Below are 14,008 nucleotides of genomic sequence, written 5' to 3'. Positions count from 1 at the left end.
CCCCTATCCCATGATCCGACTTGAAACCATCCTGACCCCCGGCCGTTCCCAAGTGAACGCGCCGGGCGGCAGCAAGAAAAAAGCCCTCGAACATATTGCCAACCTGATCCACCGCGAAGTGCCGGATCTGGCGATGCAGGATGTCTTTGAGGCGTTGATCGCCCGTGAAAAACTCGGTTCTACCGGTTTTGGCAACGGCATCGCCATTCCTCACTGCCGCCTCAAGGGCTGCACGGCGCCTGTCAGTGCCCTGCTGCATCTTGAAGCGCCAATCGATTTCGACGCCATCGACGGCGCTCCGGTCGACCTGCTGTTCGTGCTGCTGGTCCCGGAAGCCGCGACCGATGCGCATCTGGAGTTGCTGCGCCAGATCGCCAGCATGCTCGACCGCAAGGAAGTTCGTGAAAAACTGCGCAGCGCCGCGAGCAACGAAGCCTTGTACCAGGTTGTACTGGACGAGCAGAACGGGCACTAATCATGCGTTTGATCATTGTCAGTGGCCGTTCGGGCTCGGGTAAAAGTACCGCCCTGAATGTCCTTGAGGACAACGGCTACTACTGCATCGACAACCTGCCGGCCGGCTTGCTGCCGGAACTGGCCGAGCGGGCGCTGATTCACACCGAACTGGCGCAGCCGCTGGTCGCCGTGTCGATCGATGCACGCAACCTGCCCAGCCATCTGTCACGTTTCCCTGAGCTGCTCGAAGACGTGCGTGCCAAACATATCAAGTGCGATGTGCTGTACCTGGACGCCGATGAAGAAACCCTGCTCAAGCGTTTTTCCGAGACCCGTCGTCGTCACCCGCTGAGCAACGCCAATCGCTCACTGGCCGAGGCGATTCACGATGAAACCGCCCTGCTTGGCCCGATCGCCGATCTGGCTGACCTGAAAATCAACACCACCAACCTCAATCTGTATCAACTGCGCGATACCCTGAAGTTGCGCCTGTTGAATCAGCCTGAGCCCGGCACGGCGTTTCTGGTTGAATCATTTGGCTTCAAGCGCGGCATGCCGGTCGATGCCGATCTGGTCTTCGATGTGCGCTGCCTGCCCAATCCGTACTGGAAACCGGAGCTTCGTGCGCAGTCGGGCCTTGATGCACCGGTGGCGGAGTACCTGGCGCAGCAGCCGGATGTCGAAGAAATGTATCAGGACATCTACGCCTACCTGAACAAGTGGCTGCCACGTTTCGCCGCCAGCAACCGCGCTTACGTGACCATTGCCATCGGCTGCACCGGCGGGCACCACCGCTCCGTCTACCTGACCGAACGTCTGGGTCAGGCCCTGCAGAAAACCCTGAAGAACGTCCAGGTTCGCCACCGCGACCTCACCTAAAGGATTCACACCGCGATGCCTGCTCGTGAAATCGAAATCATCAATAAGCTGGGTCTGCATGCCCGGGCATCGGCCAAATTCGTCGGCGTGGCCGGTCAGTATCCAGACTGCACGATCCGGGTGGGACGCACACCTGAAACGACTGTCGACGGCAAGAGCATCATGGCAATGATGATGCTCGCGGCGGGTAAAGGCACCAAAATCCATTTGAGCACCGAAGGCGAACAGGCTCAGGAAGCCATGGACGCATTGGTCGATCTGATCGAAAGGTATTTCGACGAAGGTGAATAATCCTTGAGGCGGGGACACTGTTCCTCGCCTCCATTCACCCCAACGCCGTATCCATCACCATCATCAGACAAAACCCGACCAACAGGCCCAGACTGGCCAGCTTGTCATGCCCATGACGACGCGACTCCGGAATCACTTCGTGGGTCACCACCAGCAACATCGCCCCGGCCGCCAACGCCAGCCCCAGCGGCAACAGCACTTGAGCCAGACTCACCAGCCACGCGCATAACAGTGCAAATACCGGTTCGACCAGCCCAGACGCCGCGCCAATCAAAAATGCCCTGACCCGCGACATCCCTGCCCCGGCCAGCACCAACGCAATCACCAGCCCTTCCGGCACATCCTGCAGAGCGATGCCCATCGCCAGGCTGTCGGCGTCCGTCATCCCGCCGCCGGCAGATACGCCAACCGCCATGCCTTCCGGAATGTTGTGCGCGATGATGGCGAACACGAACAGCCAGATTCGCGGTGGAATCACCGGATGCTCCAGCGTGCCGACGAGCATCTCCGGCGAGGCACCCGAAACGCGCCGATCCACCAGATACAGACCGAACGCGCCGAGCAGGATGCCGAAGCAGATCAGGCTACTGGCGGCCCACGGCGTCAGACCAAGACTTTCGGCCGCAGCGATCCCCGGCACGATCAACGAAAACGCCGTCGCCGCCAGCATCACCCCGGCACCAAACCCAAGCAAGGTATCGCTGAGTGCCTGCGGCATGCGCCGGATCACCAGCACCGGCACGGCGCCAAGCGCCGTGCCCAACGCGCAGATGGCACCGCCCTGCAAGGCGCGCAACAGCCGCGGTTCCAGATTCAGCCACTGCAAACCGTGGGCGACCAGCAAAGTCATACCCGCCAACAGCAACAGCGAACCCACCGCGTAACGAAACATGCGCCCGCTGGCAATCGCCAGTGTTTCCGTGCCCATAGTCAGCCCTGATTGTTTTTATGGAAGGCTTAAACCAGTGCGGCCTGATAGCGCGCAGCAACTTCCGGCCAGTTGATCACGTTGTAGAACGCGCTGATGTATTCCGGGCGACGGTTCTGGTAACGCAGGTAGTAGGCGTGTTCCCAGACGTCGAGACCGAGGATTGGGGTATTGCCGTTCATCAACGGGCTGTCCTGATTGCCGCTGCTTTCCACGACCAGTTTTTTCTCCGGTGTCACGCTGAGCCAGGCCCAGCCGCTGCCGAAACGGGTCAGCGCGGCTTTGGTGAACGCGTCCTTGAAACTGTCGAGTCCGCCCAGTTGCTCATCGATGGCCTTGGCCAGTGCGCCGTCGGGCTTGCCGCCTCCGTTGGGCACCATCACTTCCCAGAACAGCGAATGATTGGCGTGCCCGCCGCCCTGGTTGATCACCGCCGCGCGAAGCTTTTCCGGCAGTTGCTGAACGCTGGCGACGAGTTTTTCCACCGGCCACTCGGCGAACTCGGTGCCTTCAACGGCGGCGTTGAGGTTGTTGATGTAGGTCTGGTGGTGCTTGGTGTAATGAATCTCCATGGTCTGCGCATCGATGTGCGGCTCGAGGGCATCGTAGGCGTAGGGCAAGGCAGGCAAGGTAAAAGCCATTTCAGTGGACTCCATGCTGATGAGAATTTGCGGCGCGGCGAGCATTGCCGGTGTCTGGATGCAGCAGACGCTGGGTGCGCGGGTATTCGCCGTGCTCGCTGATGAAATTCAGCAGCTCGACGTAGGTCTTGCTGCTCTGGCGTAACGCCGCTTCACGCAGGGCCGGGCGCAGGCGTTCGTCCTGCATGGTCTGCAACAAACGTTGATGGATAGCGCACAGGTATTCGGCGCTCTCCTCCGGTTGGTTCAGGCGCAAATGCAGGTCGGCGAGGTTGTGATGAGAGACGACGCAGGCCGCCACCGCTTCGTCGGCATCCGCCCAGCGTTCGAACAACACTTGCGCCAGGGCCAGGGCTTGCAGGTAAGCCTCACGGGCGTCGATCAGTTCGCCCAGCATGAAGCAGCGATTGGCCCGTTCGATCGTGCGTTTCCAGTGCTCCATGGTGAGCCTCCAAAGCGGTTGCGGGGTTTACACGCCGCCGGCGGTGAGTTTCTCGGGGTTGAGCAACTCTTCCAGTTGGCTGCGCGACAGGTCGGTGTATTCCAGAGCGACGTCGATCACCGCGCGGCCATCCTTGTAGGCCTGCTTGGCGATTTCGGCGGCTTTCTGGTAACCGATGATGGGATTGAGCGCGGTGACCAGAATCGGATTGCGCGACAGCGCCTCTTTCAAACGCGACTCATTGACCTTGAAACTGGCGATCGCCTTGTCACCGAGCAGGCGACTGGCATTGGCCAGCAGTTCGATGCTGCTCAGCAGGTTGTGCGCGATGATCGGCAGCATCACGTTCAGTTCGAAGTTGCCGGATTGACCGGCGACGGTGATCACCGAGTCGTTGCCGATCACTTGCGCAGCGACCATGGCGGTGGCCTCCGGAATCACCGGATTGACCTTGCCGGGCATGATCGACGAACCCGGTTGCAGCGCTTCGAGTTCGATTTCGCCGAGACCGGCCAGCGGACCAGAGTTCATCCAGCGCAGGTCATTGGCGATTTTCATCAGCGACACGGCGGTGGCCTTGAGCTGGCCGGAAACGGCGACGGCGGTGTCCTGCGAGCCGATCAGCGCGAACAGATCCTTGCCTGGGGTGAACTGCACGTCGGTCAGTTGGCTCAGATGCCGACTGAATCGCGCGGCGAACTCCGGATGCGCATTGATCCCGGTACCGACCGCGGTGCCGCCCTGCGCCAGCGCTTGCAGGCTTGGCAGCAAATCCTGCAGATGGCCGATATTGGCCTTGAGCTGCTGCGCCCAACCGTTGAGCACCTGGCTCATGCGCACCGGCATCGCGTCCATCAGGTGAGTGCGCCCGGTCTTCACATGGTGATGCACTTGCTCGGCCTTGCGCTCGATGACCTGGACCAGATGCAACAGCGCCGGCAGCAATTGTTCATGCAGGGCCAGCGCGGCGCTGACGTGGATGGTGGTCGGGATGATGTCGTTGCTGCTTTGCCCGCAGTTGACATGATCGTTGGCGTTGACCGGCTCGCCGAGCATGCGACTGGCCAGCGTCGCGATCACTTCGTTGGCGTTCATGTTCGAGCTGGTGCCGGAACCGGTCTGGAAGATATCTACCGGGAAATGCTGCATGAAATCGCCTTCGAGCAGACCTTGCGCGGCATCACTGATGGCTTTGCCCTGGGCCGCGCTGATCTGGTTCAGCTCAACGTTGGCCCGGGCAGCGGCGGCTTTGGCGAGGATCAGCGCGCGGATGAACTGCGTCGGCATCGGCTTGCCGCTGATCGGGAAGTTGTCCACGGCGCGCTGGGTCTGCGCGCCATAGAGCGCATCGACCGGCACCTGCAGTTCGCCCATGCTGTCGCGCTCAATACGTGTCTTGGTCATGCGAGTGTCCTTGCAGCAGATCAATGAGAGGAATCGAGGGTTGCAACTCGCAGGTGGCGAGCTGCCAGGTGTAGCGTTGCCAGCGCTGCAAGCGGCATTGGCAAAGCGCCAGGCGCTCCATTTCACGCAATGGGCGCCAGGCTTGATCGAGACAGACGCTGCGCCAGTGCCACGGCAACGCAATGTCGGTGGCGGTATCGAGCAGCAGACGGAAAGACGTTTCGGCGACGGTCCAGGGCGAGGTGGTTGTGCAACAGGACAAATAGCGCCCTTCGGCGAGGTAGTGTTCGATCAGGCGCGGTTCGTCAGGATCCAGCGCGCAACGGATCTGGCGGCTCATCCAGCGCCAGCTTTCGAGGTAGGGCTGCTCGTGCAAGGCAGAACTCATGATCCGGGACTCGTTCGGAGATGAGATTTATTATTAGATGATAATGAGAACCAACACAATAGCTTGGGTTTGCTCTGTTCACTTGTGGGAGCGAGCCTGCTCGCGAATGCGCTGTGTCAGTCAGCACATTTACAACTGATCCACCGCTTTCGCGAGCAGGCTCGCTCCCACAGGGGATTTGTGCGAAGCGAATAAAAAAGGCGCGCCATCCAGAACGGATGGCGCGCCTTTTTTGTTGGCGGATTCGCGGCTTAGCTGCCGGCGACAGTCATCCGCTCGATCAACACCGAGCCGGTGCGGATGTTGCTGCGCAGCTCCAGATCATTACCCACCGCGACAATCTGCTTGAACATGTCGCGCATGTTGCCGGCGATGGTGACTTCCTGCACGGCGAACTGGATCTCGCCGTTCTCGACCCAGAAGCCCGCCGCACCGCGCGAATAGTCGCCGGTGACCATGTTCAGGCCGTGGCCCATCAATTCGGTGACCAGCAGTCCTCGGCCCATGCGCTTCAACAGCGCTGCCTGATCCTCATCACCGTGGGTGACGAACAGGTTGTGCACCCCGCCCGCGTTGGCGGTGCTCGGCATGCCCAGTTTCCGTCCGGAGTAAGTGCCGAGGATGTAGGAGACCAATTCGCCCTTTTCGACGAACGGTTTGGCGTAGGTCGCCAAGCCGTCACCATCGTAGGAAGCACTGCCCATGGCGCGCATCAGATGCGGACGCTCATCGATGGTCAGCCATTCCGGGAACAGCTTTTGCCCGAGTGTGCCTTCGAGAAACGACGATTTGCGATACAGGCTGCCGCCGGATACTGCCGAGAGGAAGCTGCCGAACAGACCGCCCGCCAGTTCGGCGGAAAACAGCACCGGCACTTCGCAGGTCGGCACCGGCCGCGCGCCCAGACGGCTCGCCGCCCGTTGCGCGGCACGCTGGCCGATGCTCACCGGATCGGCGAGCAAACTGCCCTGGCGATTGACGTCGTACCAGTAATCGCGCTGCATCTGGCCGTCAGCTTCGGCGATCATCACGCAGCTCAGGCTGTGCCGGGTCGACGCGTAGCCGCCGATGAAACCGTGGCTGTTGCCATACACCCGGCAGCCCTGATGGGTGCTGAGGGTGGTGCCGTCGGCGTTCTTGATCCGCGCATCAGCATCGAACGCCGCCGCCTCGCAGAGCAAAGCCTTCTCGATGGCCTGCTCCGGGGTAATGTCCCACTCGTGGAACAGGTCGAAATCCTGCACATCCCTGGCCATCAGTGCGGCGTCGGCGAGGCCCGAGGCTTCATCTTCGGAAGTGTGCTTGGCGATGGCCAGTGCTGCTGCGACGGTTTCACGAATCGCCTCCGGCCCGGTGGCCGAGGTGCTGGCCGAGCCTTTGCGCTGGCCGACATACAAGGTAATGCCAAAACCCTGATCACGATTGAATTCAACGGTTTCGACCTCGCGCTGACGCACCGAAGTCGACAGCCCCTGCTCCAGCGACACCGCGACTTCACAGGCGCTGGCGCCCTGGCGCTTGGCTTCGGCGATGATCTGCTCGACCTGTTCTTGCAGTGCCGGCAATGCCTGCGGGCCGACGCTTTGAACTGCACTCATGCTCATCTCCACTCAAATTCTGCTTTCGGCTGGGGTCATCGAGCGACCGGGCCGGACAAGCGGCCCCCGACTGGTTATCATGGCGGCGTTTCTTTGCGGACTGCCACCATGGTTGATTCTTACGACGACTCCCTCGATACGGGAGAAAAAAGCAAATCTCAGGTCAAACGCGAGTTGCATGCGCTGGTTGACCTCGGCGAGCGCCTGACCACACTCAAGCCTGATCTGGTCGCCAAACTGCCGTTGACCGACGCTTTGCGCCGGGCATTGGCCGATGCGCCCAAGCACACCGCGAACATCGCGCGTAAACGGCATTTGCAGTTCATCGGCAAACTGATGCGCGACCAGGACACTGACGCGATTCTGACTCTGCTCGATCAACTCGATGCCTCCACTCGCCAGTACAACGAGCGTTTCCATAATCTGGAACGCTGGCGTGACCGCCTGATCGCGGGCGATGACGCCGTGCTGGAGAAATTCGTCATCGAGTACCCGGACGCCGATCGCCAGCAATTGCGTTCCCTGATCCGTCAGGCCCAGCATGAGGTTGCGCAAAACAAACCGCCTGCTTCGAGCCGCAAGATCTTCAAATACATTCGGGAGCTGGACGAGACTCAACGCGGCCTGCGTTGAAAATCGCCACCGGGTGGCCGTCCTGCGCGCCACCCGAAAGCCCCACCGTTCTTATGCGCCCGTGCCACCCACGGTGATCGCATCGATTTTCAGCGTTGGCTGGCCGACACCCACCGGCACCGACTGCCCATCCTTGCCACACGTACCCACACCGCTGTCCAGCGCCAGATCGTTACCGACCATCGACACCCGGCTCATCGCCTCGGGACCATTGCCGATCAATGTCGCGCCTTTGACCGGTGCAGTAATCTTGCCGTCCTCGATCAGATAAGCCTCGCTCGTGGAGAACACGAACTTGCCGCTGGTGATGTCGACCTGACCGCCGCCGAGGTTGGCGCAGTAGATGCCCTTCTTCACCGAAGCGATGATTTCTGCCGGATCGCTTTCACCGCCGAGCATGTAGGTGTTGGTCATCCGAGGCATCGGCAGGTGCGCATAGGATTCGCGGCGACCGTTACCGGTGCGCGCCACGCCCATCAGCCGCGCGTTGAGCTTGTCTTGCATATAGCCCTTGAGTACGCCGTTTTCGATCAGCGTGGTGCACTCGGTCGGCGTGCCTTCGTCATCGACGCTGAGCGAACCGCGACGGCCACTCAAGGTGCCGTCATCGACGATGGTGCAAAGTTTGGAGGCAACCATTTCACCCATGCGCCCGCTGTAGGCCGAGCTGCCCTTGCGGTTGAAATCGCCTTCCAGACCGTGACCGACCGCTTCGTGCAGCAGCACGCCGGACCAGCCGGAACCCAGCACCACCGGCAAGGTACCGGCCGGCGCCGGAATCGCTTCGAGGTTGACTAGCGCCTGACGCAACGCTTCACGGGCATAACCCATGGCGCGGTCTTCGGCGAGGAAGTAGCGGTAATCGGTACGCCCACCGCCGCCGTGCCCGCCGCGTTCGCGGCGGCCATTCTGTTCGACGATGACGCTGACATTGAAACGCACCAGCGGACGCACATCGGCAGCCAGGCCACCGTCCGTCGAGGCCACCAGAATTCGCTCCCAAACCCCGGCCATGCTCACGCTGACTTGCTGAATCCGTGGGTCGAGCGCGCGGGTAGCAACGTCGATACGCTTGAGCAGCTCGACTTTTTCCGCGCGGCTGAGCACTTCCAGCGGATTATCCGGCGCGTACAGTTGCGCCACGTCCTGGGTGCTGAACGCCTGCACCGTGCCGTTCTGCCCGGCGCGGGAAATCGAGCGCGCAGCACGGGCAGCAGCACCGAGGGCTTCGAGGGTGATCGCGTTGCTGTAGGCGAAACCGGTCTTCTCACCGGACTGCGCACGTACGCCGACACCCTGGTCGAGGTTGAAGCTGCCTTCCTTGACGATGCCGTCTTCCAGCGCCCACGACTCGGAGATCTGGCCCTGGAAATACAGGTCGGCGGCATCGATGCCCGGCCCGGCCAGATCGCCGAGCACGCCTTGCAGGCTCTCGATCGTGACACCGCCGGGTGCCAACAGGTGATCACTGACTGAGGACAACAACTCGCTCATAGGTTTACGCCTTAAATTCGTGTTCTGAAGCAGGCCGCTGGGCGCCCTGCGAGAAAAACCGCCGATGACGCGTCACCGGCATGCGCGCCCGGATGGACGCTTGTTCATCGCTGTCGCGGGCGGCCAGCAACACCGCCTCGCCTTGATCCTGCTGGGCCAGCACACGCCCCCACGGGTCGACAATCGCCGCATGCCCGAAGGTCTCGCGTGGCCCCGGATGACTGCCGCCCTGTGCGGCCGCGAGGATATAACACTGTGTTTCGATGGCCCGCGCGCGGATCAGCACATCCCAGTGCGCGGCGCCGGTTACGGCCGTAAAGGCCGACGGTGCAGTAATCAATTCGGCACCGGCGGCACGCAATTCACTGTACAGCTCCGGGAAACGCAAGTCGTAACACACGCTCAGACCGACTCGCCCCACCGGCGTATCCGCCACCACCACATTACCGCCATAAGCATAGTCATCGGATTCCCGGTACCGACCGCGATTGTCGGCGACATCGACATCGAACAGATGCAGCTTGTCATAGCGCGCGACGATCTCGCCGTGTTCGCTGATCAACAGCGAGCAGGCATTGGCCTTGGCCGAGGGCTGACCCAGCGGTGGCAACGGCAATGTGCCGGCGACTATCCATAAGGTGAGGTCACGGGCGGTCTGTTTCAACCAGGGCAGGATCGGCCCTTCGCCCAACGCCTCGGCGCGGCCGATATCGGCGACATCACGACGGCCCATGGCGGCGAAGTTTTCCGGCAGCACCGCGAGTTTCGCCCCGGCGGCGGCTGCCTGTTCAAGCAGGCGTCGGGCCTGGGCCAGATTGGCCGGCACGTCGCTCTGGCTGACCATTTGAATCACCGCTAAAGACATCGCCGCTCCTCGGGATTTGCATGTACCGGTGTAGGAGCTGCCGCAGGCTGCGATCTTTTGATCTTGATCCTGAAAAGCAAAATCAAAAGATCGTCCGATCGCGGCCCGAGCCTTCGGCAGCTCCTACAGGGGTAGTGTCTGCTAGTTAAAAAGGCTTGTCGAAGGTGATTTTCGGCTCTTTCCATGGGCCTTTGACGGTGTACTTGACGCTGGCGAAGCGCGCGACGCGGTCGCCGATCAGCTTGTCGATAAGGAACAGCGCGCCGCCGACCGCCGGTGCGCCGACGAGCAGCGCGGCGATCGGCAGGTTGTTGGTCACCGGCAACGTCACCAGCAATTTCGCATCGACCTTGTCACCGACCAGATCCAGCGTGCCGTCCAATTCCAGGTTGCTCGAAGGTCCGGTCAGGCGAATCGGCTCACGTGTCACGTAGACACCATTGTTCGCCACCAGCAGACCTTTGACCCGGTCGTAGCTCAGGCCTTTGCCGAACAGGTCGGAGAAGTCCAGACGCAGGCGCCGGCCGATCGAGTTGAAGTTGAGCAGGCCGAACACCCGCAGCGCCTGAGCACCGCCTTCCACTTCAACGAACTGGCCCTTGTTCAGCGAGGCATCGAGCGTGCCGGAGAAGCGCTTGGTCGCCAGCCACGCCGGCGAGCCCGGCCAACGTCCATCGACGTCCATATGGAATTCTTCGCTGGTCACGCTTGGCGCGAAGCCCCAGCCTTTGAGCACGTCGGCCAGATTCTTGCCGCCGACCCGGCCCTTGTACCAACTGCTGGTTGCCCCCGGCGCGCCTTCCCAGCCACCGTTGCCTTGCAGCAGGATGCCTTTGAGGCCCATGTCGAGGTTGTTCAGGGCGATGCCCTTGGCGGTCGGCCGCACTTTCAGCGACCAGCCACCGACCAGATCGGGGCCGAGGAACAATTGATTGAGGGTGATATCCAGCGCCGGGATTTTCGTCGGGTCGACCGATGCCAATGGATCAGGCGCATTCTCGTCTGCCTGCACTGCCGGGTCCGGCGCCGGCAGTTTTACGTACTGAAGATTCACTGCAATCGGCACGCCCTTGGCGTCTGGCAGGCTGGCCGTGCCCTTGGCCTGCTGACTATCGAGAGCGAGATTCCACGCGCCGGGCTTGCGATTGATTTGCACCGAGGCCTGATCCAGCGTGGTACCGAACGCTGTCAACTTGCCGACTTTGACGTCAGCGCTGCTGAGCAATTGTTTGGCGCTGCCGCCCGGATCCTGGCCGGCGTACTTGCTGGCCAGATCCTGCCACGGCGCGACATCGAGTTCCGACAGCACCCCGCGAATGCGCAGGCCCTTGGCGCCCGGCAACACCGCTTCGCCAGCGCCGAGAAACAGTTCGCCACGGCCATCGGCGAAATTGCTCGGCGGCGCGGCAAAGGTGAAATTGGCCAGTTGATCGTAATTGACCCAGTAACGCCGCTCCTGCCCTTGCAGGGTCATGCGGAACACTGTGTCCCGGCCGACATCGGCGGCCATGCCGAACGGCGCGGGCAGATCCACCGCCACGCCTTTGAGGCTGGAGCTGACCATCAACTGGCTGTCGGCCCCTGAGAGGTTCAGCTGCAACTGATAAGGAATGGTCCCGGACACCGGCAACGGCTGGGTCACGCCCAGCCAGTCAGTGAGTTTTTTCACTTCAACCTGCCCCGAGGCAGCCACCCGAGTCTTGATCTGGTTGGGGCTGCCGTCGGCGAATATCTGCGCAGTGACCGGTTTGTCGAAGGCCCGTGCAGAGATGTTCTGGCCGCTGAGGCCTTTATTGCTGTCGAAGCGGAAATCGCCCTTGAGCTGGCTAAGTTCCAGTTTCGGTTCGGCCAGTTTCAAACGCGCATTGGCGGTCTTGAAATCTACGAGGATTTTCGGTTGTTCGCCCTTGGCCAGCGGAATATCCAGCTTGAGCTTGCCGTTCAGATCACCCGCGCCCTCCCAACCGGCAAAGGTTTCGCCGGTGCCGATCGGCGCGTCCTGAAGAATCTTCAAGCCATCGCCCAGGCCACCAGCAAACGCGCCGTCGAGGAACAGATGGCTATTCTGCCCGGCCGGTACGTGCGGAATATTGACGAAGACATCGCTGACTTGGGTATCGAGCAACTGGCCCTTGCTGGCCCAGATGCGCACGCCGCTGTCCTCGATGAACACGTCGCCGCTGACCTTGCTCACATGCGGCCAGCCCGGCTGAAAGGCCAGTTCGGCGTCATGGACCTTGAAGAACAGGCTGATGCTGCGATCAGCCTCGCCGGCGTTCTTGCTCAGTGAGCCCTGATACTGGAAGAAGCCCTGGTCCACCGCGCCTTTGAGGATCGCCGTGCGCAGCCACTCATCGAGCGCCGGGCTCAACACAGCCGGCAGGTATTTGGCGGTGTAGCGACCGTCGCCATCGACCAGGCCGACGCGCAGGTCCATGTAGTCTTCCTGGCTATGGTCGAAGTGCAGGCGGATGAGGAAGTCGCCGGCAATCTTGCCCTCCTCGCCCAGCACCTTCAGGTACGGCGCAATCAGCGTGAAGCCGTCCTTGTCGAGCTTCCAGGTCAGCCGCGCATTGGCCTGCAGGTATTGCCATGGCTTGGCGAAAATCGGATCGAGGTGCAGGACGAAGTCCTTGCTGTCGAGGCGCAACTCGCCGCCGTCGAGGTTGCCACTCAGGCTGCCACTGACATTCCGCGCCGCCGGAGCGCCGTGGTAGGCATCGAAACCGACATTATCGAGGTTGGCGGCAAAGCCGAATTTGCTGCCATCGGTGGCGGTCGGGCGGAAGTCCAGCAACACGTTGCGCAGGCCGCCGGTTACCTTCAAACGCTCGACCACTGTGGCGAAGCTTTGCGGCAACGGCCCCAACGCATTGAGCAGCGGCGTGATCGGGGTCAGATCGAGGCGATCGGCCTGCAAATGCCAGAGCTCTTCAGCGTTGGCGCTGGCGCGAGTCTGCTGCACCTGCACATGGGATTCCCAACGGGTGTCGCCGAAGCTCATCGCCAGTGAATCAAGAGTGACCTTTGCGCCCTCGGCGGTGTTGCGGTAATAGGCGTTGAGCGCCAGATTGTTGATCTGGATCGGCTTGCGCTCGGCGTAGGCACCGGTCACTTGCGGCGCATTCAGGCGCAACGCGGCGCTTTGCAACGCGCCTTCGGCCCAATCGACCCAGAGTTCACCGCCGGCCTTGATCTCGGAAAAATTCCATTGCTGGGTCAGGCGCTCGGGCAGCCATTTCGACCAGTCGCTTTGCGGCAGGCTGGCATAACCCTCGATAGCGCTGTTCTGCCACTGATCAGGACGCAACTGGCTGCGCAGGCTCAGCGCCACAGGCTGGCCATCGGGCAAGGTCAGACGCGCGTCGACACGCTGGCGGCTGGCGCCGGTGCGCAGATTCAGACCGACATAGGTGAGCGTCATGGGCGGGTGGTCGAGCGGTTGCAGGGTCACTTGGCTGTCGAGCACCGACAATTGCCTGATCATCTGCGAGCGCTGGAACAGTTGCACCGCATCGAACGGTTGATCCTTCTGCACCGGCAGCCCTTCCAGCGCCCAGGTACCGTCTTCGGCTTCCTTGAGGCTGATCTTCAAACCGTTGAGTTCGATATGCGCGAGGCGCACCTCGCGGGCGAGCACGCTGCCCCACATATCCGGCACCACCCGCACGCGGTCGAGGCGCAGCGCGTTGGCGCCGTCGCCGACCATCACGTCATGGGCCAGCAGGATCGGCGCGAAACCGCTCCAGTTGCCTTCCAGCTCACCGATCTGCAAGGGCATGCCGAGGGCGGCGCTGGCCTTGTCTTCGATGTCGGCGCGGTATTCCGCCACCAGAGGGGTCAGCTCGCGGCCGAGGCTGACGTACAACGCCATCAACACCAGAACCAACGCGCACAGGCCCAGCCCCCAGCGGGTGAGTGCGGCCAGAATGCGTGTCAGACGCTCCATGTCAGTTGGCTCCCATGGCAAAAATACTGCGAAAAGCTGA

Annotated in this window: 13 protein-coding genes; 4 read left to right on the top strand and 9 right to left on the bottom strand. The window is 61.8% G+C overall.

Features of this window, described 5'->3' with window-relative positions:
• The first annotated feature begins 10 nt into the window (after positions 1–10).
• Genes ptsN through PS14A_RS03540 form a run of 3 tightly spaced genes read left to right on the top strand, consistent with a single transcriptional unit; the run spans position 11 to position 1,626 of the window.
• The gene (gene ptsN, locus PS14A_RS03550) at positions 11–475 is read left to right on the top strand and encodes a PTS IIA-like nitrogen regulatory protein PtsN (protein ID WP_130910549.1); all 465 of its coding nucleotides are present in this window, start codon (positions 11–13) and stop codon (positions 473–475) included.
• 2 nt (positions 476–477) lie between these two features.
• Positions 478–1,335 carry an RNase adapter RapZ gene (rapZ, locus tag PS14A_RS03545; protein ID WP_076565860.1) on the top strand — a complete coding sequence of 286 codons (858 nt, stop codon included), beginning with the start codon at positions 478–480 and terminating at the stop codon, positions 1,333–1,335.
• A 15-nt stretch (positions 1,336–1,350) separates the two neighbouring features.
• Positions 1,351–1,626, top strand: a complete 276-nt coding sequence (locus PS14A_RS03540; RefSeq protein WP_016771685.1) for an HPr family phosphocarrier protein — start codon at positions 1,351–1,353, stop codon at positions 1,624–1,626.
• Positions 1,627–1,660: 34 nt separating this feature from the next.
• On the opposite strand, the gene PS14A_RS03535 is transcribed toward PS14A_RS03540, so the two are convergent.
• From PS14A_RS03535 to pmbA, 6 genes are all read right to left on the bottom strand, one after another.
• A complete protein-coding gene (locus PS14A_RS03535; protein WP_212615325.1) occupies positions 1,661–2,554 on the bottom strand; it encodes a ZIP family metal transporter in 894 nt (297 codons plus the stop codon).
• A gap of 29 nt (positions 2,555–2,583) precedes the next feature.
• On the bottom strand, positions 2,584–3,195 hold the full coding sequence (locus PS14A_RS03530; protein WP_212615324.1) for a superoxide dismutase: 612 nt from the start codon (positions 3,193–3,195) through the stop codon (positions 2,584–2,586).
• A 1-nt stretch (position 3,196) separates the two neighbouring features.
• Positions 3,197–3,637: a hypothetical protein gene (locus PS14A_RS03525; protein ID WP_212615323.1), complete on the bottom strand. Its 441-nt coding sequence runs from the start codon at positions 3,635–3,637 to the stop codon at positions 3,197–3,199.
• Between the two features lie 27 nt (positions 3,638–3,664).
• Positions 3,665–5,041, bottom strand: coding sequence for a class II fumarate hydratase (locus PS14A_RS03520; RefSeq protein WP_212615322.1), 1,377 nt, complete (start codon positions 5,039–5,041; stop codon positions 3,665–3,667).
• The gene (locus PS14A_RS03515) at positions 5,022–5,429 is read right to left on the bottom strand and encodes a FagA protein (protein ID WP_212615321.1); all 408 of its coding nucleotides are present in this window, start codon (positions 5,427–5,429) and stop codon (positions 5,022–5,024) included. Before PS14A_RS03515 ends, PS14A_RS03520 begins: the two co-directional genes overlap by 20 nt.
• A gap of 251 nt (positions 5,430–5,680) precedes the next feature.
• On the bottom strand, positions 5,681–7,033 hold the full coding sequence (gene pmbA / locus PS14A_RS03510; RefSeq protein ID WP_172834015.1) for a metalloprotease PmbA: 1,353 nt from the start codon (positions 7,031–7,033) through the stop codon (positions 5,681–5,683).
• A 102-nt stretch (positions 7,034–7,135) separates the two neighbouring features.
• On the opposite strand from pmbA, the gene yjgA reads away from it, so the two are divergent.
• Positions 7,136–7,660 carry a ribosome biogenesis factor YjgA gene (gene yjgA, locus PS14A_RS03505; protein ID WP_016771692.1) on the top strand — a complete coding sequence of 175 codons (525 nt, stop codon included), beginning with the start codon at positions 7,136–7,138 and terminating at the stop codon, positions 7,658–7,660.
• Positions 7,661–7,711: 51 nt separating this feature from the next.
• Here yjgA and tldD read toward each other — a convergent pair whose 3' ends face one another.
• From tldD to PS14A_RS03490, 3 genes are all read right to left on the bottom strand, one after another.
• Positions 7,712–9,154, bottom strand: coding sequence for a metalloprotease TldD (gene tldD, locus PS14A_RS03500; protein WP_093104683.1), 1,443 nt, complete (start codon positions 9,152–9,154; stop codon positions 7,712–7,714).
• Positions 9,155–9,158: 4 nt separating this feature from the next.
• Positions 9,159–10,019, bottom strand: a complete 861-nt coding sequence (locus tag PS14A_RS03495; protein WP_212615320.1) for a carbon-nitrogen hydrolase family protein — start codon at positions 10,017–10,019, stop codon at positions 9,159–9,161.
• 145 nt (positions 10,020–10,164) lie between these two features.
• Positions 10,165–13,968, bottom strand: coding sequence for a YhdP family protein (locus PS14A_RS03490; protein ID WP_212615319.1), 3,804 nt, complete (start codon positions 13,966–13,968; stop codon positions 10,165–10,167).
• Positions 13,969–14,008: the final 40 nt, after the last annotated feature.

It is taken from the genome of Pseudomonas sp. 14A, from assembly GCF_018132745.1.
Taxonomy (GTDB): domain Bacteria; phylum Pseudomonadota; class Gammaproteobacteria; order Pseudomonadales; family Pseudomonadaceae; genus Aquipseudomonas; species Aquipseudomonas mercuritolerans.
The sequence above is the reverse complement of the archived record's forward strand: the minus strand, read 5'-3'. Positions and strand labels throughout refer to the sequence as shown.